The 17,415-nt window shown below is 34.8% G+C and carries 18 protein-coding genes; 10 read left to right on the top strand and 8 right to left on the bottom strand.

The genetic code is table 11. The features are described from left to right. The first annotated feature begins 10 nt into the window (after positions 1-10). A complete protein-coding gene (locus RT250_RS10735; RefSeq protein ID WP_313114716.1) occupies positions 11-643 on the top strand; it encodes a response regulator transcription factor in 633 nt (210 codons plus the stop codon). On the opposite strand, the gene RT250_RS10730 is transcribed toward RT250_RS10735, so the two are convergent. Then, positions 640-1,164, bottom strand: a complete 525-nt coding sequence (locus RT250_RS10730) for a DUF7935 family protein (protein WP_313114715.1) — start codon at positions 1,162-1,164, stop codon at positions 640-642. The genes RT250_RS10735 and RT250_RS10730 overlap by 4 nt on opposite strands. Before the next feature lie 131 nt (positions 1,165-1,295). Here RT250_RS10730 and RT250_RS10725 point away from each other — a divergent pair, with 131 nt between their 5' ends. Both RT250_RS10725 and RT250_RS10720 read left to right on the top strand, forming a co-directional pair. After that, positions 1,296-2,153 (top strand): hypothetical protein, encoded by an 858-nt coding sequence (locus RT250_RS10725; protein ID WP_313114714.1) that lies wholly within the window; start codon positions 1,296-1,298, stop codon positions 2,151-2,153. Between the two features lie 173 nt (positions 2,154-2,326). Next, positions 2,327-4,645, top strand: a complete 2,319-nt coding sequence (locus tag RT250_RS10720) for an ATP-dependent helicase (RefSeq protein ID WP_313114713.1) — start codon at positions 2,327-2,329, stop codon at positions 4,643-4,645. On the opposite strand, the gene RT250_RS10715 is transcribed toward RT250_RS10720, so the two are convergent. Next, positions 4,646-5,515 carry an alpha/beta hydrolase fold domain-containing protein gene (locus RT250_RS10715; protein WP_313114712.1) on the bottom strand — a complete coding sequence of 290 codons (870 nt, stop codon included), beginning with the start codon at positions 5,513-5,515 and terminating at the stop codon, positions 4,646-4,648. It abuts the gene before it with no gap. Between the two features lie 115 nt (positions 5,516-5,630). Here RT250_RS10715 and RT250_RS10710 point away from each other — a divergent pair, with 115 nt between their 5' ends. Beyond that, positions 5,631-6,248 (top strand): L-threonylcarbamoyladenylate synthase, encoded by a 618-nt coding sequence (locus RT250_RS10710; RefSeq protein WP_313114711.1) that lies wholly within the window; start codon positions 5,631-5,633, stop codon positions 6,246-6,248. 26 nt (positions 6,249-6,274) lie between these two features. Here the strand turns inward: RT250_RS10710 and RT250_RS10705 are convergent, their stop codons facing one another. The 4 genes from RT250_RS10705 to RT250_RS10690 form a co-directional block, all read right to left on the bottom strand. Continuing rightward, the gene (locus tag RT250_RS10705) at positions 6,275-6,613 is read right to left on the bottom strand and encodes a hypothetical protein (protein ID WP_313114710.1); all 339 of its coding nucleotides are present in this window, start codon (positions 6,611-6,613) and stop codon (positions 6,275-6,277) included. Between the two features lie 124 nt (positions 6,614-6,737). After that, a complete protein-coding gene (locus RT250_RS10700) occupies positions 6,738-7,601 on the bottom strand; it encodes an OmpA/MotB family protein (RefSeq protein ID WP_313114709.1) in 864 nt (287 codons plus the stop codon). 100 nt (positions 7,602-7,701) lie between these two features. After that, positions 7,702-8,694 (bottom strand): glycosyltransferase family 2 protein, encoded by a 993-nt coding sequence (locus RT250_RS10695; protein ID WP_313114708.1) that lies wholly within the window; start codon positions 8,692-8,694, stop codon positions 7,702-7,704. A 36-nt stretch (positions 8,695-8,730) separates the two neighbouring features. Further along, positions 8,731-9,174 carry a type I restriction enzyme HsdR N-terminal domain-containing protein gene (locus tag RT250_RS10690; RefSeq protein ID WP_313114707.1) on the bottom strand — a complete coding sequence of 148 codons (444 nt, stop codon included), beginning with the start codon at positions 9,172-9,174 and terminating at the stop codon, positions 8,731-8,733. Positions 9,175-9,260: 86 nt separating this feature from the next. Between RT250_RS10690 and holA the strand changes: the two genes are divergently transcribed. Next, entirely contained in the window at positions 9,261-10,265 is a 1,005-nt protein-coding gene (gene holA / locus RT250_RS10685) for a DNA polymerase III subunit delta (protein WP_313114705.1), read from the top strand. Between the two features lie 30 nt (positions 10,266-10,295). On the opposite strand, the gene RT250_RS10680 is transcribed toward holA, so the two are convergent. After that, entirely contained in the window at positions 10,296-10,673 is a 378-nt protein-coding gene (locus RT250_RS10680; RefSeq protein ID WP_313114703.1) for a DoxX family protein, read from the bottom strand. Positions 10,674-10,786: 113 nt separating this feature from the next. Here RT250_RS10680 and menA point away from each other — a divergent pair, with 113 nt between their 5' ends. From menA to RT250_RS10655, 5 genes are read left to right on the top strand one after another with little or no spacing between them, the layout of a single operon-like run. Further along, complete coding sequence (menA, locus tag RT250_RS10675; RefSeq protein ID WP_313114702.1) at positions 10,787-11,746, top strand: 1,4-dihydroxy-2-naphthoate octaprenyltransferase; 960 nt, start codon at positions 10,787-10,789, stop codon at positions 11,744-11,746. A gap of 14 nt (positions 11,747-11,760) precedes the next feature. Then, positions 11,761-12,441 (top strand): metal-dependent hydrolase, encoded by a 681-nt coding sequence (locus RT250_RS10670; protein ID WP_313114701.1) that lies wholly within the window; start codon positions 11,761-11,763, stop codon positions 12,439-12,441. 41 nt (positions 12,442-12,482) lie between these two features. Continuing rightward, a complete protein-coding gene (locus tag RT250_RS10665; protein WP_313114754.1) occupies positions 12,483-13,517 on the top strand; it encodes an o-succinylbenzoate synthase in 1,035 nt (344 codons plus the stop codon). Positions 13,518-13,555: 38 nt separating this feature from the next. Then, positions 13,556-14,524, top strand: a complete 969-nt coding sequence (locus RT250_RS10660; RefSeq protein ID WP_313114700.1) for a CPBP family intramembrane glutamic endopeptidase — start codon at positions 13,556-13,558, stop codon at positions 14,522-14,524. After that, the gene (locus RT250_RS10655) at positions 14,524-15,591 is read left to right on the top strand and encodes an AMP-binding protein (protein WP_313114699.1); all 1,068 of its coding nucleotides are present in this window, start codon (positions 14,524-14,526) and stop codon (positions 15,589-15,591) included. Before RT250_RS10660 ends, RT250_RS10655 begins: the two co-directional genes overlap by 1 nt. Before the next feature lie 24 nt (positions 15,592-15,615). On the opposite strand, the gene RT250_RS10650 is transcribed toward RT250_RS10655, so the two are convergent. After that, positions 15,616-17,232, bottom strand: a complete 1,617-nt coding sequence (locus RT250_RS10650; protein ID WP_313114753.1) for an FMN-binding glutamate synthase family protein — start codon at positions 17,230-17,232, stop codon at positions 15,616-15,618. Positions 17,233-17,415 lie beyond the last annotated feature (183 nt).

Raw genomic sequence — 17,415 nt, 5'->3', positions numbered from 1 at the left:
TCTAAAATTTATGAAGTATTCGGTGGTAGTTGTAGATGATCATTATTTACTTTCTCAAGCAATAGGAGGAATGGTTCAAGGATTTGAGAAGTTTGATGTGCTTTATTTATGTAACAATGGGCAGGAATTATTAGATAAACTAAAAGACCCAGATAATATTCCCGATATAGTATTGATGGATATTAAAATGCCTATTTTAAATGGTATTGAAACCACAGAGATCATTAATAAAGAATATCCTCAACTAAAAGTTCTTGCGCTGTCTATTGAGGAAGATGAATATACTATCTTGAGAATGCTTCGAGCGGGGGCGCGTGGGTACTTGTTGAAGGACACCAAAAAAGAAATTCTCGAAGAAGCTCTGATAAAAGTAATAGAAGAAGGAAGCTATTACACAAACAATGTATCGAAAATCCTTACAGGCTCAATCGAAAATGACGTAAAAACTGAAATTAAAGATAGAGAGCTGGAGTTTATAAAATTAGCTTGTACCGAAATGAACTATAGAGAAATTGCAGATATTATGTGTTGCAGTTACAAAACAGTAGAAGGGTATCGAGATTCTCTGTATAGAAAATTAGGAATAAAAAATAGAATAGGCCTTGTGCTTTTTGCAATTCACCATAACCTATTTACTCCTTAAAACAGTTCAGATACCTCTTTTTTAACGTATCCCATGGCTTTTTGTGAAGGAGAAACTTCCTCCATAAATTGTTGTAGTAAATATTCTCTCATTTTATCCACATCTCCATCCTTCACGTGCATGTTTCCTTGTCTAATAACGTTTATAGTAGCATTTTTAGCCGCTTTTACAACATTCCAGCATTCAACACTTACGTAAACTTGCTGCGTTAAGTTGTGGTCGAATTCCTGCTCTATATTCTGAACTAATAGCTTCTCGTATTCATCTTTAGCATCCGAAAATGGCTTTACACGTACAAGTAACTTATTTAAATCTATACGCTCCAAAAATAATGTAAGGCGTTCGTAGGCTTGTAAACGAAGCGGTAACACCTGTTTTTGAGCTTCCTTTTGAATTAAATATCTTCGCCTTCCTTCTTCATTGGCAGTATGTCCTTTAAAAAAAAAATAAGCCACAACACCTACTACAGCAGCAGGGAGTAAGTAGGCAAAATAACTAATAATTTGTGTTGCTTCGTTCATAGTGTTTTTTTAATCAGAACAAACTTAATCGTTTTATGAAAATTGACAAGAGATATATTGTTATAAAAATGCCTCAGGTTTTACTTTTTTTAAATTTATAAATATTGGTTAAACTTGTTAAAACAAAATTCATGAGATATCTAGTTATTCTTTTTACATTGTGTATTGGATTCGTGCTAAGTTGTAATACCAAAAAGGAAGGTAATAACGAAGTTGTAGTTTCTGAAGAAACTATAGCAGCATCGGAGCAATCAAATCCGAATGAGCAAGAATTTATTAATGAAGCGAATCATTTAGAATACGACCCCTCTGAAACACTGTACTTTAGTCATGCTTTTATCTATAAGTATACCGATAAAGATGACTCGAGAGAATTTTGGCTATACCACAATCTCGAAAATGGACAATTGCTATATGTGCCAGAAGATGAAATGATAGATTTCGTTATAAGTGACCCAAAAGGTAATTATTACTTTTTTGGTAATGACGGTCACGGCAATGATATGGTAGATGCTCAATTTGTAGAATGGGTTGCCAATCCTGAATTTTATGATGAAGATGAAACGTATCCAATTTCAGACCAATACGTAAAGCTGATTCCTACAGGAAAGAAAAAAGTACTTAATGAATACGCTAAAATAGATGGGAAAGAAATTATTTCAGAAGAATATAAATGGGAGTTTACTAAAATGAAAGGGGAGCAGTCTACTTTTATCACGAATACAATTCCAATTAATTTTTATCAGGTATATGGATTTAATAAATTAGATGGTGATATATCGCTGCCGTACTCTTCTTTAGACTTTGTAGGAGTATTTGGTAAGAATCAAACCATAACTGAATTTAAATCTGGAACAATTAAAGTTGAACTCTTATCCTATGAGTTTAACCCGTATTTTGTGGAAGCTGCCAAATATCAATATGTCGAGCAACTGCCAAACGGAGATTGGCAGGAGAAAGCTTTACCGCTTTTAAAACCTAAAAAATAATAAAGAATTAGGAAAACTAAAAGTGGCACTAGTGTTTCTCTAGAACTGTCTATTAGTTATGCACTAAGTATCTTCCTCAAGAGGTTACTTATTTTTGTTTAAAATTTGAATGATAATTTCGGGTTTAAAACGCTTATAATGGCTAATTTCACACTTTGAAAAAAAGCAAAATTTTGGAAAAGTATTTAGAACAACTTAATGATGCTCAACGTGCGCCAGTACTGCAAAAAGACGGAGCGATGATTGTTATAGCAGGTGCTGGATCTGGAAAAACTCGAGTGCTTACATTTCGAATTGCGTATTTGATGTCGCAGGGAGTTGACCCATTTAACATATTAGCACTAACGTTTACCAATAAGGCCGCTCGCGAGATGAAAGGCCGTATTTCTAATATTGTTGGAAGTAGTGAAGCTAAAAACCTGTGGATGGGAACTTTCCATAGTATATTCGCAAAAATTCTTCGTTTTGAAGCAGATAAACTAGGATACCCTTCAAACTTCACAATTTATGATACACAAGACTCACACAGTGTGATTCGATCTGTGATTAAAGAAATGAGTTTGGATAAGGATGTCTATAAGTATAAACAAGTCTATTCCCGCATTTCATCTTATAAAAACAGTTTGATTACAGTAAAAGCCTACTTTAATAATCCAGAGCTAATGGAGGCTGATGCAATGGCTAAAATGCCGCGACTTGGAGATATTTACAATTCATACGTCGATAAGTGCTTTAAAGCAGGAGCAATGGATTTTGACGATTTATTGCTTAAAACAAATGAGTTGTTAACCCGCTTTCCAGATGTATTGGCTAAATATCAAAACCGATTCCGCTATATACTTGTAGATGAGTATCAAGATACAAACCACAGCCAATATTTAATTGTAAGGGCACTTTCAGACAAATTCCAAAACATTTGCGTAGTTGGGGATGACGCACAGAGTATTTACGCTTTTCGTGGTGCGAACATCAACAATATTCTAAATTTCCAGAAAGATTATGACGATGTAAAAGTATATCGACTAGAGCAAAATTATCGTTCTACAAAAAATATAGTAAACGCTGCCAATAGTGTAATTGAAAAAAACAAAACCCGTCTAGATAAAGAAGTTTGGACAGATAATCTAGAAGGTAATAAAATACTCGTAAATCGAACGATGACAGATGGTGATGAAGGCCGATTTGTTGCAAGTTCGATTTTCGAAAACAAAATGAACCATCAGTTAAAAGAAGGGGATTTTGCAGTTTTATATAGAACAAACGCTCAGAGCCGTGCCATTGAAGATGCTCTGCGCAAAAAAGATATTCCTTATAGAATTTATGGTGGATTGAGTTTCTACCAAAGAAAAGAAATTAAAGATGTTCTGTCGTATCTAAGATTGGTTCTCAATCCAAAGGATGAGGAAGCGCTTAAACGCGTAATCAATTATCCTGCTAGAGGAATAGGAGGAACAACGATGGATCGTTTAATTATTGCCTCAAATCATTATAATCGTTCGATTTTTGAAGTGATGAAAAATATTGATAAAATCGATTTAAAAATTAATTCTGGAACAAAATCTAAGTTGTTAGACTTTGTTGCTTTAATTGAGAGCTTCCAAGTTTTAGACCACAATTACGACGCTTTTACCATTACCGAGCATGTAATTAAAAAAACCGGCCTATACCAAGAATTAAAAAAAGACGGTACACCCGAAGGAATTGCTCGGATTGAAAATATCGAGGAATTGCTAAACGGGATGCGGGACTTTGTGGAAGAGCAAAAAGAAATTGCCGATGCTACAGGTTCGCTTTCAGAATTTATGGAAGATGTAGCCCTGGCAACCGATTTGGATAACGACAAGGGCGACGACGACCGAGTAGCACTTATGACGGTGCATCTGGCGAAAGGACTAGAATTTCCATATGTTTATATCGTTGGGATGGAAGAAGACTTATTTCCAAGCGGCATGAATATGAATTCTCGTAGCGAACTAGAAGAAGAACGACGGTTGTTTTACGTAGCGCTAACAAGAGCCGAAAAACAAGCTTATCTTACGTATACCCAATCTCGCTATAGATGGGGGAAGTTAATAGACGCCGAACCAAGTAGATTTATAGAAGAAATTGATGAAAGCTATTTGGAATACTTAACTCCAATTACTGAAAATCGATATAAACCGTTATTAAATGCAGATATTTTTGATGAGGTAGACCACAGTAAACTTCGACTTAGAAAGCCTACTGCAGGTAAACCACCTACAGGTCCTACAGAAGAACAATTACGAAAATTGCGCAGGCTAAAACCTGTTACAAGTGATACAAATAAAAATTTTAGCGCTGAAGATGCAAACCTAAGTATTGGAACTATGGTGGAGCACGTTCGTTTTGGAAAAGGGAAAATCTTAAAAATTGAAGGAGTTGGTGCCGATACTAAAGCCGAAATAAACTTTGATAATGGAGGTCTTAAAAAACTACTTTTACGCTTTGCCAAGCTCAAGGTTTTAGATTAATTATTCTGAAACTTTGAGGTAAGTATTTATGTAGCTGCTTATTTGTTCAATCATATTTTCAATGTCACTTTGCGCCCAATCGCCATGGCCACCATCATAAACGGTAAAGTTATGGTCTATTCCTGCACTATTTAATGCAGTGTTTAAAGTTTCACCGTTTGATAAGGGTACAAGTGTGTCTGTATTTCCATAAAACAATAGGGTAGGACTAGAGGTGTTAGACACCTGTAATGCAGGGCTTAATACTTCTGAGTAATTTGTTTCAGGAGGGTATGCAGTTTCATCTACTAAGGCAGCCAAGAGAAAGGGGAAATTCGGATTGGAACTGTAAAACTCATCTGTAAAATCTGTTGGCCCTACGATATCGGCAATCATCTTTACTTGATTATCTGTGTCATAAACATAATCGTACATAAGCGAGATATGTGCCCCTGCACTAGCGCCAATAAGGGCAAATTCAGGGAAAATTTGTAATGTTTCCTTTTCTGATGTTAACTTATTTATTACTTCATCAATGTTTAAAAACTGATTTGGAAACGCAGGAGTGTTGATATCAGCCAACACATAATTAATATTTACTATTGCGTGATTTGGATGTCGTTGCTTTATCTGCGGAATCAAGAAATCCATATCTGCTTTATCTCCTTCAACCCAGCCGCCACCGTGGACCAAAACAATTACTTTTGTTTTATCTTCCGAACGATTTGCTGGAAGATAAAGATCGTATTTTTGTTGTGTATGGTTACCATAAGATACATTTAGTAAAACTAGCTCATCTTGTGATAGTTCAGGGCTGTCATTGTCCTTAGAACAAGAAACAATGGATAGTAGAAGTAAAGAAAACAGTAAAAAGAAAAAGTTCTTTTTCATAAAATTAGGTTTGTTGTTTTCTATAACGTAATTATTTTATCTTTATGTTAAGTCAACACTCGATTAGTTGTTATTTCTTTAAAATTGGATTATATTTAAATTAAAATACCGCGCTATGGCTGAATTCATTAAAATTTACGAAGAGAATCCGAATCCCAAGGAAATTAAACGCGTTGTAAAAATCCTTCGCGATGGTGGTGTTATTATATATCCTAGTGATACCGTTTACGCACTTGGTTGCGATATAAAAAATAATAGAGCGATGGAAAGGGTAGCTCAGCTAAGAGGGGTAAAACTTGAAAAGGCTAATTTTTCATTCGTATGTGAAGATTTGAGTAACCTTAGTGATTACGTAAAACAGATTGACACTTCTACATTTAAGTTGCTGAAGAGAAATTTGCCTGGTCCCTATACCTTTATTTTACCTGGTAATAATAACCTTCCTACAGTGTTTAAAAAGAAAAAAGAAGTGGGAATTCGCGTGCCGGATAATGCGATTACTCAGGCAATAGTTCATGAATTGGGTAACCCTATTATTTCTACATCCATAAAAGATGAGGATGAGGTGATAGAATACACAACCGATCCTGAGCTTATATTAGAGAAGTGGGGTAACTTAGTTGATTTAGTTATTGATGGCGGTTATGGTGGTAATATTGCGTCTACAGTGATTAATCTTACCGGTGATGAACCAGAAGTTATTCGTGAAGGGAAGGGGAGTCTCGAACTTTAAACAATTAATCTTTCTTAAAACACTTGTTATTTTTGTAACAACTGCTTTAATCCGCGATAAATATTTTGCTCTAGTATATCCATTTCACCGTCTACTAAAAATAATTTTTTAATACTTCTAAAGGCTTCATCAATTTCCTCTTTTGAATAATTGAAGCGTTTAATAGTGGCATGTATCTTTTGGATTTGCTGATAATCGTTATCGTTTTCAAATTCTTTTCGAATTTTTTCAAACTTTTTATCTCCTACTCTAGATTTTATATATTCCTTTTCTTCCTTAGAAACACTAAAATCTGCATGAGCACAGTATAGCAGTATATACCCTTTAAGCTCTTCGTGAGTCCAAGTTGTAGTGAAATCTTCCATGGCAATTCAATTTAATAAATTAGTACTATACAAGATACAAAATATAGAGCAGGATTTCCAATTATAAAAAATAAAAAACCCAGCCTGTTATGGCTGGGTTTAGCTTTAAAGGATTATAGAAAGATTAACTTCCAGAAGCCTCAAGATTTTTCATTTCTTTTTCAATCATATCGTAGAATTGATCGATTTTAGGAAGTACTAAAATTCGAGTACGTCGGTTTGTAGCTCTGTTTTCTGCAGTTGTATTAGGAACTAAAGGCACATATTCTGAACGACCTGCAGCAACTAAACGTCCTGGTTCAACTCCAAGTTTTTGAAGCTCTCTAACGATAGCTGTAGCACGCTTTACACTTAAATCCCAGTTGTCTAACAATTCCCCTCTTTTTCTATAAGGAACGTTGTCTGTATGTCCCTCAACCATAGCTTCAAAATTAGGCTTGCCATTGATTACTTTTGCAACTTTACCTAAAATTTCAGTAGCTCTGGCAGAAATTTGGTAGCTTCCACTTCTAAAGATTACCTTGTCTGATAGTGAAATATAAACTACACCTTTTTCAACATTTACTTCAATGTCCGGGTCGTCTATACCAACTTCTTTCTTAAGACTTGTAACAAGTGCAAGTGTTACACTATCTTTCTTGTTAAGTGCATCTTGAAGACGGCTAATTTTAAGATCTTTTTCTTTTAAGCTCTCTAAAGACTTTTCAAGGTTGGTAGCTCCTTTTGAAGTTAACATTGTAAGTTCTTTTGAACTTTGGATAAGATCGGCATTAGTTTGTCTCATGTCAGCCAATCGCTCTTCAAGTTGCTTTGCACGAGCATTTAAAGCTGCTCTTTCAGCAAGACAGTCGTTTAATTTAACTGTTGCAGTGTTTAAAAGATCTTGGGTGTTTTTTTGTTTGGCTTCAAGCTCAGTGTACTTCTTTTTGGAAACACAAGAAGTGAATACTAAACCTGAACACATTGCTAAAATCAATAGTTTCTTCATAGTTTGTAAGTATTATGTTTAGATTGTTGTTTTACAATTTTGCTAACAACAAAAATATTAAAATAGGAGCCTAGGAGGAAACGATTAACAATACTTTAGGTTAATGTTCATCAAAATATTGTCTTTTCTTTATAAAGTATTGATAAACAATAGACTTTATTTCGAAATAGTCAAAATTTGAAGCATATTCTCTGCGTTTTGTAATAAATTTGGGAAGTAAGCCATAAAAACTAAAGTGAGCTTTTACAATCGCAATACAATGTTTTGGTTTTCCTTTCAATAAAAATTGAATACCTGCAACCCCGTCCAATATAAAACGTACTAAAATAGTAAAGATAACCTCTGTACCTTTTACATTCTTTATTAAATTCAGTAGTGAATTTCGGAAGTTATAAAAGGTTTTTTTAGGATTTACAGCATCTAATGTTGCACCGCCCACATGGTATACTTTAGATGCTCCTATATAAAATATCTTTCCGCCATTAGAATTTAAACGCCAGCAAAGATCAATTTCTTCTTGATGTGCAAAGTAATCTTCATCGAGACCTCCTGCTTTCCAAAAGGCATCAGACCTAACAAAAAGACAAGCCCCAGAGGCCCAAAAAATTGTAGTAGTGTCATTGTATTGCCCGCTATCTTTTTCCAAAGTGTTAAAAATACGTCCACGACAATAAGGATATGCATACTTGTCTATAAAGCCTCCTGCAGCGCCAGCATATTCAAAATACGCTTTATTTTTATAGTCTAAAATTTTTGGTTGGGCGGCAACAATTAAAGAATTGCTTTCAAATTGTGAAATTATAGGTTGTAACCAATTCTCTGTTACTTCTACATCGCTATTAAGAAGTACAAAGATATCTTCAGAAAGGGTTTTTAAAGCATCATTGTACCCTTTGGCATAGCCACCATTTACACTGTTCTGTATAATTTTAACCGTAGGAAAATTATCAGAAACGTAAGTAACCGAGTTGTCAGTAGAGGCATTATCTGCTACATAAATCGTCGCTTCCTTTGAAAATGCAACAACTGAAGGAAGAAATTTTTGTAATAAACTCTTTCCATTCCAATTTAAGATGACTACGGCTACTCTCACGTTGTAAAGATAGATTTTTAGGGCGTTTTTATAAATTTATTTATAGTTCGGAATGTCTTTTAGGAAAACATAGCGTTCGTTTTCATAATCCATTTGGCAGTAGTAATGCTCTAACCCATTGGTAACCATTAAAAAACTCGCATTTAAAGCCAGATTGTATCTAGCAATCTGATCGAAAGTGATTTGAGTAATTGGTACTGAAGGCGCCTTACATTCCACAATCAGAAATATGCTCCCGTCATTGTTAAAAACCACAATATCATAACGTTTGGTAGTATTGTTCAGTTTTAATTGCTTTTCAACATTTATAAGACTTTTTGGAAAGTTTTTTTCTTGTAAAAGGAATTGAACCACATGTAATCGCACCCATTCTTCGGGAGTAAGTACTACGAACTTTTTTCTAATTTCATCAAAAACCAATGTTTTATTTTCGCTACTTTTGAAGCGGAAGGAATACTGTGGAAAATTTAATTTTTGCATTTGCAAAGATTCATAAATTAATATTCAAATTTCAAAATTAGATTTCTTCTGCTTAATATCTTCAATTGTTAATCGTAAATCGTCCAATGCCACTCGACAAAGTAAAGTCTATTATAACTGATATAAAAAACGGAAAAACCAAACCTATCTATTTTTTGATGGGAGAAGAGCCGTATTATATTGATGGGATATCGAAATATATAGAAGCAAATGTTTTATCTGAAGATGAAAAAGGGTTCAACCAAATGGTGCTTTATGGTCGTGATGTTTCTGTTGATGAAATAATCAGCAATGCCAAACGCTTTCCGATGATGGCAGAAAAACAGGTTATTATTGTTAAAGAAGCTCAAGACCTATCTCGAACAATTGAAAATCTTGTCCCTTATGCCGATAACCCACAACCTACTACAATATTAGTGCTTTGTTATAAATACAAAACCTTAGATAAACGTAAAAAGCTCGCAAAAACCATCGCTAAAAATGGAGATGTCTTTGAAAGTAAAAAACTTTACGACAATCAAGTTCCAGATTGGATTAAGAGAGTTTTGGCGGGAAAAGGGTATACCATTACTCCCAAAGCAGCCCAAATGCTAGTCGAATTTCTTGGAAACGACTTAAGTAAAGTAAATAACGAATTAGAAAAGCTTCAGTTAATACTAAAACCTGGAACACAAATTACACCTCAAATAATCGAAGAAAATATTGGAATAAGTAAGGATTTCAATAATTTCGAACTTCAAAATGCAATAGGATCTAAGGATGTAAAGAAGGCATTTGCAATTATTCAATACTTCTCACAAAACCCGAAAAACAACCCGCTGGTAATGACAATTGCATTACTGTATAGTTTTTTCTCAAAATTATTGAAATACCACGCGCTTTCAAACAAAGGTGAAGCAGCTAAAGCATTAGGGGTGCATCCGTTTTTCGTAAAAGATTATCAAACAGCAGCCGCCAATTACCCTATGAAAAAGGTGAGTGCAATTATTGCAGCAATTCGTGAAATTGATATGAAAAGCAAAGGGGTTGGTGCAGCAAACGTTCCGCAAGGCGACTTGCTAAAGGAATTGCTGGTAAAGATTTTCAACTAACTTTTATCCATCAATTCTAAATAGAACAGCTTATTTCTTATCTACAGAAAACTTTCCAGGACCTAATAATGCAATTGCAATAAATCCAATTAAGAATAATATAGCCTTTTCTTTTACTGCAAAAGGGTCATTTGAGTGTACTACAAAAGCTGCAACCGCCATTGTAATAATTACGGGAATTGAAGATAGACGAGTTTTAAATCCAATAATAATTAGAATTGGGAATATTACTTCGCTGAGTACAGCTAAAATTAAAGAAGCCGGTTCTCCCACACCAATAGGGTCTCTAAAAGTTAAATCTCCAGCAAGTAGGTTTTGCAACTTTGGTAAGCCGTGAGTAAGCATCAAACCACCGAAACCTAAACGTAATAGCAGTAAGGCAATATTGTTAAAACTAGATTTATTCATTTGTTTTCTATTTAATAGATGCGAATATAAAAAATTGAATCTAGAAAGCACTAATTCAAAAAATTGGAGCAGCACTTTTTTAAATGTATTTTTGCGAGCCAAATAAACAGTGAATGAAAAAAATTAAGGCTTGGTTTGCTGCCGCTAGATTACGTACCCTTCCACTTTCGGTATCGGGAATTATCATTGGAGCAACCGCTGGAATAATTCAGAGAAATCGTATATTACAGTCTCAAGCTGACCTCGATTTTGGAGGGGTAGAATACTTAATTCACTCAACTGTATTAAGTTCTCCTGTTTTTTGGCTAGCGATTATGGTTACTGTTGGCTTTCAAGTTCTGTCCAATTTTGCAAATGATTATGGCGATGGCGTTCGCGGAACTGATGCTAAAAGAGAAGGCGAAAAACGAATGGTTGCTTCGGGAATTATTACACCAAAACAAATGAAAATTGGAATGTTTGTGGTGGGAGCAATTACTTTTTTATTGGCAACTTTCTTAATTTTCTTAGCCTTCGGAAATGAGAATTTTATAATTTCTTTTATATTTTTTAATCTAACTATTGCATCTATTATAGCAGCAGTAAAATATACAGTTGGTAAAAAAGCTTATGGATACTCGGGCTTAGGAGATATTTTTGTGTTTTTATTCTTCGGATTGTTAAGTGTATTAGGTAGTTATTTCTTATTTACACATAATTTAAAATGGGAATTACTGTTGCCAGCCATAGCCGTAGGTTGTTTTAGCACAGCAGTGTTAAATTTAAATAATATGCGCGATATTAATAACGATGCCGCTGCCGGTAAAAATACTTTAGTAGTAAAGCTTGGTATTAACAAAGCTAAAATATATCACACCTTCCTATTGATTTTTGGAATGGCTTGCGCTATTATTTACACGGCATTGAATTATCGAGAAATATTGCAATATGTTTATGTTATTGCTTTTATTCCTTTTTTATTAAACGTTAAAACAGTGTTTAATAATAGAACTCCAAGATTGTTAGACGCCGAATTGAAAAAGGTTGCCCTAGGGACTTTTTTGTTTGCTGTCTTGTTTAGTATATTTATGTAGAAAAAACACATATTATGAAAATCACATATTACGGACATAATTGTTTAGCCCTTGAAATTAAAGGGAAGCATATAATAGTAGATCCTTTTATTACTGGAAATGAACTTGCAAAAGATAAAGTAGACATTGATTCCCTTAAGGCAGACTACATTTTACTTACTCACGCACATCAGGATCATACTCTAGATGCTGCCAATATTGCTAGAAGAACTGGGGCGATAATTGTAAGCAATTTTGAAATTGCAACTCATTATGAAAAAAAAGGAATTGAAGTTCACCCTATGAACCACGGTGGTAGCTGGAAATTCGATTTTGGAAATGTAAAATACGTTACAGCAATTCACACAAGTTCTTTTCCTGACGGTAGCTATGGTGGACAACCTGGAGGTTTCGTTATTGAGGGCGAACACAAGAATATTTATATAGCAGGTGATACAGCCTTAACTATGGATATGAAATTGATTCCGCTGCGAACTAAATTAGACTTAGCAATTCTACCTATTGGAGATAATTTTACAATGGGTATAGACGATGCTATTATTGCTAGTGATTTTGTTCAATGTGACAAAATTCTCGGTGTTCATTACGATACATTTGGTTTTATAGAAATAGACCACGAGGAAGCAAAGCGTAAGTTTTATGACGCGAATAAAGATTTAATGTTATTCGAAATCGGGGAATCTATCGATTTATAATCCTAACCTTTCCCTAAGCACAGGCAAGGGGTTGATTAATGATTAAAGCACATTTCAAAAAACATATTTTAAATTTTAAACGCCCGAGTGGAACTTCTCGAGGCGTTTTAAATACTAAAGAAACTTTTTACATTATCCTTAAAACTGAAAACAGTTTTGGAGTAGGAGAGTGTGGTATCTTAAGAGGTTTAAGTATTGACGACCGCCCAGATTACGAAGAAAAACTTCAATGGGTGTGCGATAATATTGATGTGGGCAAAGATAAGCTTTACGTAGCTTTAACAGAGTTTCCATCAATTCAGTTTGGGGTTGAAGCTGCTTTCAAATCTTTAAACTCCAAGAATCCTTTTGAAATCTTTCCTTCAGAATTTACGCGTGGAGAAAAAGCTATTCCCATTAATGGTTTGGTTTGGATGGGAGACAAAAGCTTTATGAAAGAACAAATTTCAGAAAAGCTAAAGCTAGGCTTCACTTGCATTAAAATGAAAATTGGAGCTATTGATTTTAAAACTGAAATAGAACTTTTAAAAACCATAAGAAAAGAGTTCTCACCACAAGAAGTAGAACTTAGGGTAGATGCGAATGGTGCATTTTCTCCCAAGGAAGCTTTAGAAAAGTTAAAGGTATTATCAGATTTAGAATTACATTCTATCGAACAACCAATCAAACAAGGACAATGGCAAGAAATGGCGCGTCTTTGTGAAGATACACCGCTTTCTATAGCTTTAGATGAAGAGTTAATTGGGGTATATTCAGAAGAAGAGAAACAGAAGTTACTCGACACAATAAAACCGCAATACATTATCCTAAAACCTTCATTAATTGGTGGTATTAAGGGAAGTGATATTTGGATTCAATTAGCGGAAAAATACAATGCAGGCTGGTGGATTACCTCTGCCTTAGAAAGCAATATCGGTTTAAATACAATTTCACAATACACTTTCACAAAAAACAGTAAATTGCCTCAAGGTCTAGGAACAGGTAGTCTATACACAAATAACATCGACAGTCCTCTTAAGGTTGCAGATGGAGCTTTGCATTACGATGCAGAAGCAGAATGGAATTTTAAGTTTTAATAATCAAATCACTTTCATAAAAAACAAACTCTTATAAAATGTATATAAAACAAGCTTTTAATTTTCTTCACGACTGGTGGCGTTATTTAGTAGGATTTATAATTATTTTCATTGCAAGTCAACTAGGTTCAATTCCATTTTTGATTGCTGTAATGCTGAAAGTAATGACTGAAGGTGGAGATATAGAATCGGTACAAGATCCTGGGGTTTTGATGACGGTATTAGATTCAAACTTAACCTTTTTCCTAATGTTGTTAAGTTTTGCTGTAGGCTTAGCGGCAATTATTTTGGTGGTGAAATACCTACATAAACAACCTTTTGTAACCTTAACAACTTCACGTAAAAAAACCGATTGGGGAAGGGTTTTCTTTGGATTTGGGCTAATTACAATAACGACTTTAGTAGTTACATTACTAGATTACAATAGCAATCCTGAAGATTATGTTCTTCAATTTGAATTGGTACCATTCTTAATTTTAGCATTAATTGCAGTGGTAATGATACCCTTACAAACAAGTTTTGAAGAGTATCTTTTTCGAGGGTATTTAATGCAGGGTATCGGTGTTATTGTTAAAAATAAATGGATTCCTTTGATTGTAACATCTGTTATTTTTGGTGCGCTTCACTTAGCAAATCCGGAGGTTGACAAACTAGGGAATGTTATAATGATATATTATATTGGGACTGGGTTTTTCTTAGGAATAATGACTTTAATGGATGAAGGAATGGAGCTTGCTCTCGGTTTTCACGCAGGGAACAACTTAATTACAGCACTACTAGTAACCGCAGATTGGACGGTGTTTCAAACCAACTCAATTTTTAAAGATGTTTCCGACCCCTCTGCTGGTTTTGATGTAGTTGCCCCGGTATTAATTATCTACCCAATTTTCCTTCTTTTAATGGCGTGGCGCTACAAATGGACGGATTGGAGTGGAAAACTATTTGGTAGGGTTGAAGAGCCAATTGTACTTGAAGAAAATGAAACTAATTCAACTTATATAGATTAGTGAAACACTTGCTACATCCAAAGTTTAGAATAAACGGCCAAAATTTTTCTTCTAAAGAAGTATTGAAGCAGCACGCTAAGCATTTACTTGATAGCAAAGAAGAAGAAGAGGTAGCAATTGGAAGTTTTATCTTAGAATGGCTCGATGCAAACGATTTTATTGCTGTAAAAACTTCAGGGTCAACGGGTTCTCCTAAAATAATTAAACTTCAGAAGGAACATGTTTTTAACAGTGCCACTGCAACTGTAAATTACTTCAACTTAAAAGAAAACTGTAAGGCATTATTGTGTCTTCCAGCAGCTTATATTGCAGGAAAAATGATGCTTGTTCGAGGAATGATTGCAGGCTGGAATTTATATACCCGAGCCCCAGTTAAGAACCCGTTGGAAAATTTAGAAATAGACTTCGATTTTACAGCCATGGTGCCTTATCAAGTTTTTCATTCGTTGGAAGATTTGCATAAAGTAAAGAAGTTAATCATAGGTGGGGGAGCAGTTTCAGTTGAATTAGAAAAAGAATTACAACTTCAGGATACACTAGCTTTTTCAACATATGGCATGACAGAGACCATCAGTCACGTTGCAATCCGAGCATTAAACGGAATAGATATGTCTAAAGCTTTTAATGCGCTCCCTACAGTAAAGTTTTCTCAAACTGCTGATGGATGTTTGCAAATATCAGCTCCAAAAATTTCAGAAGAAGTAGTTGTTACCAATGATGTAGTAAATTTACTATCACCAACATCATTTATATTCTTAGGGAGAAAAGACAACGTTATTAATTCTGGAGGTGTAAAAGTTCATCCTGAAGAAATTGAGGAAAAATTATCACGATATATAGACATTCCATTTTTTATCGCTTCGGAAAAAGATGAGGCATTAGGAGAGCGAGTAATTATGGTTGTTGAGGCTGAAAACACTTTAGGACTCAAGGATTTCTCGGAAGCTTTAACATCGCTCTATGCATACGAAAAGCCTAAAAAAATTTATACTGTTCCACAGTTTATTTATACTGATACTTCAAAAATTAAAAGAGTTGAGGTTTTACAGACTTTAAACAAGGGATAAGCTAACTAAGAGTTTTCATAATTTTTAATAGCGCACCTTATTTTGTTTCTTCATCTCCTTAACTTCCTTTTTAGCTTCTTTTTCGTGAAAATTCCCTCCTAAATAGGGACAATTTGCAAGTGTTTTCATACTTTCAAAAGGCACCGGTACCTTGTGATACATAAACGATTGGGCGAGTGTTTTAATAAGGTTCTTGTCTCCTACGGTAAGATCTACATCATCCATAGTAAATTGTGCAGGATGCTCGTACCCACAGGCATGAGTCATTTCTAAAAGTTCTTTTCTAAAGTTTTTAAAATAGAAATGCGCTCTAACCGATTTATCTTCAATATTTATACCGCGTTGCAACCATTTATTTTGTGTTGCCACCCCTGTAGGGCATGTATTGGTATGACATAACTGTGCTTGAATGCAACCAACGCTCATCATAGCTTCACGAGCAACGTTTATCAAGTCTGCACCCATCGAGAAAGCCATAGCAGCCTTTGCTGGAAAACCTAGTTTACCGCTGCCAATAAAAACTACTCTATCACATAAGTCGAACTTTTTAAAAATCTTATAAACCTCAGCAAAACCAAAGAGCCAAGGAAGCGATACATGGTCTGCAAAGCTAGGAGGGGCTGCACCCGTTCCACCTTCACCACCATCAATTGTAATAAAGTCTGGACCTTTACCTGTCTCCTTCATTATTTTAGCCAACTCTTCCCATTCGTTTAACCTTCCAACAGCCGATTTTATTCCTACAGGTAAGCCAGTTTCTTGAGCGATATCCTCTACAAAATCAACTAAGGCTTTTACACCTTTAAAAGCTGAATGTGTAGGAGGAGACAACACATCTTTTCCAATAGGAACGTGTCTTATTTCAGCAAGTTCTTCTGTAATTTTAGCTCCCGGAAGCACCCCACCTTTCCCTGGTTTTGCACCCTGAGAAAGTTTTACTTCTATTGCTCGAACCTGTGGGTTTTCATTCACCATTTTAACCATTTTCTCCATCGAGAAATTGCCATCATCATCTCGAACCCCAAAATATCCTGTTCCGAAGTGAAACATTACATCGGCACCAGTTTTATGGTATGGCGATAATCCGCCTTCACCTGTATTGTGATAGGCATAAGATAGTGCACAACCTCTGTTTAATGATTCTACAGCGCGTGCCGATAAAGAGCCAAAGCTCATGGCAGAAACGTTTATAATAGACGTTGGGCGGTAGGGCCTGCGGCGTTTATTATAGGCTCCCATAACTTTGGCGCAAGGTAAAAAGTATGGATTTTTGTAATTCGGATTGTCTTTTTCAACCTTGTAAGGTAATAAGGCGTTATTTATAAAAATATAATTAGGTTCGTAAATATTACGGTCAGTACCAAACCCTTCGTAGTTATTTTGATTTTTTGCCGAAGCATAAATCCAACCTCTTTCAATTCTATTAAAAGGGAGTTCCTCTCTGTTGTTAGCAACTATATATTGTCTTAATTCAGGGCCAATACTTTCGAGCATGTAACGAATATGACCGACTATAGGAAAGTTGTGACTAATAGTATGACGTTTATTAAAGAAAACATCACGGATGGCGATTAATGATAAAACTATAAGTACCCAAGCCCACCAAGGGATGTTCGACAAAAACTCTAATATTTCATTCATCATTTTTGCTTATTAAATTTCAGGTTTAGAAAAGAAAGTTAATTAATTTTAAAACATAAAGGTATCAAATTTAAATGTTGATTTAGTAAAGTTATTAAGCATATTTATATGAATTTAATAAAAAAACCGTGTTAGAAATATCTTTTTTCTAACACGGTTGCCAAAGTAATATCTAAAGTTCTT

This window comes from Aequorivita sediminis, from assembly GCF_032080575.2.
Classification (GTDB): Bacteria; Bacteroidota; Bacteroidia; order Flavobacteriales; family Flavobacteriaceae; genus Aequorivita; species Aequorivita sediminis.
This window is presented reverse-complemented; position numbering and strand designations above follow the sequence as displayed.

Bases quoted from the DNA above. Each gene is read 5' to 3' on its own strand.
- RT250_RS10690 (WP_313114707.1), bottom strand. From the start codon at position 9,174: ATGCAAAAATTAAATTTTCCACAGTATTCCTTCCGCTTCAAAAGTAGC.
- RT250_RS10710 (WP_313114711.1), top strand. From the start codon at position 5,631: ATGGCTGAATTCATTAAAATTTACGAAGAGAATCCGAATCCCAAGGAA.
- holA (WP_313114705.1), top strand. From the start codon at position 9,261: ATGCCACTCGACAAAGTAAAGTCTATTATAACTGATATAAAAAACGGA.
- RT250_RS10670 (WP_313114701.1), top strand. From the start codon at position 11,761: ATGAAAATCACATATTACGGACATAATTGTTTAGCCCTTGAAATTAAA.
- RT250_RS10705 (WP_313114710.1), bottom strand. From the start codon at position 6,613: ATGGAAGATTTCACTACAACTTGGACTCACGAAGAGCTTAAAGGGTAT.
- RT250_RS10730 (WP_313114715.1), bottom strand. From the start codon at position 1,164: ATGAACGAAGCAACACAAATTATTAGTTATTTTGCCTACTTACTCCCT.
- menA (WP_313114702.1), top strand. From the start codon at position 10,787: ATGAAAAAAATTAAGGCTTGGTTTGCTGCCGCTAGATTACGTACCCTT.
- RT250_RS10700 (WP_313114709.1), bottom strand. From the start codon at position 7,601: ATGAAGAAACTATTGATTTTAGCAATGTGTTCAGGTTTAGTATTCACT.
- RT250_RS10715 (WP_313114712.1), bottom strand. From the start codon at position 5,515: ATGAAAAAGAACTTTTTCTTTTTACTGTTTTCTTTACTTCTACTATCC.
- RT250_RS10725 (WP_313114714.1), top strand. From the start codon at position 1,296: ATGAGATATCTAGTTATTCTTTTTACATTGTGTATTGGATTCGTGCTA.
- RT250_RS10650 (WP_313114753.1), bottom strand. From the start codon at position 17,232: ATGAATGAAATATTAGAGTTTTTGTCGAACATCCCTTGGTGGGCTTGG.
- RT250_RS10660 (WP_313114700.1), top strand. From the start codon at position 13,556: ATGTATATAAAACAAGCTTTTAATTTTCTTCACGACTGGTGGCGTTAT.
- RT250_RS10735 (WP_313114716.1), top strand. From the start codon at position 11: ATGAAGTATTCGGTGGTAGTTGTAGATGATCATTATTTACTTTCTCAA.
- RT250_RS10680 (WP_313114703.1), bottom strand. From the start codon at position 10,673: ATGAATAAATCTAGTTTTAACAATATTGCCTTACTGCTATTACGTTTA.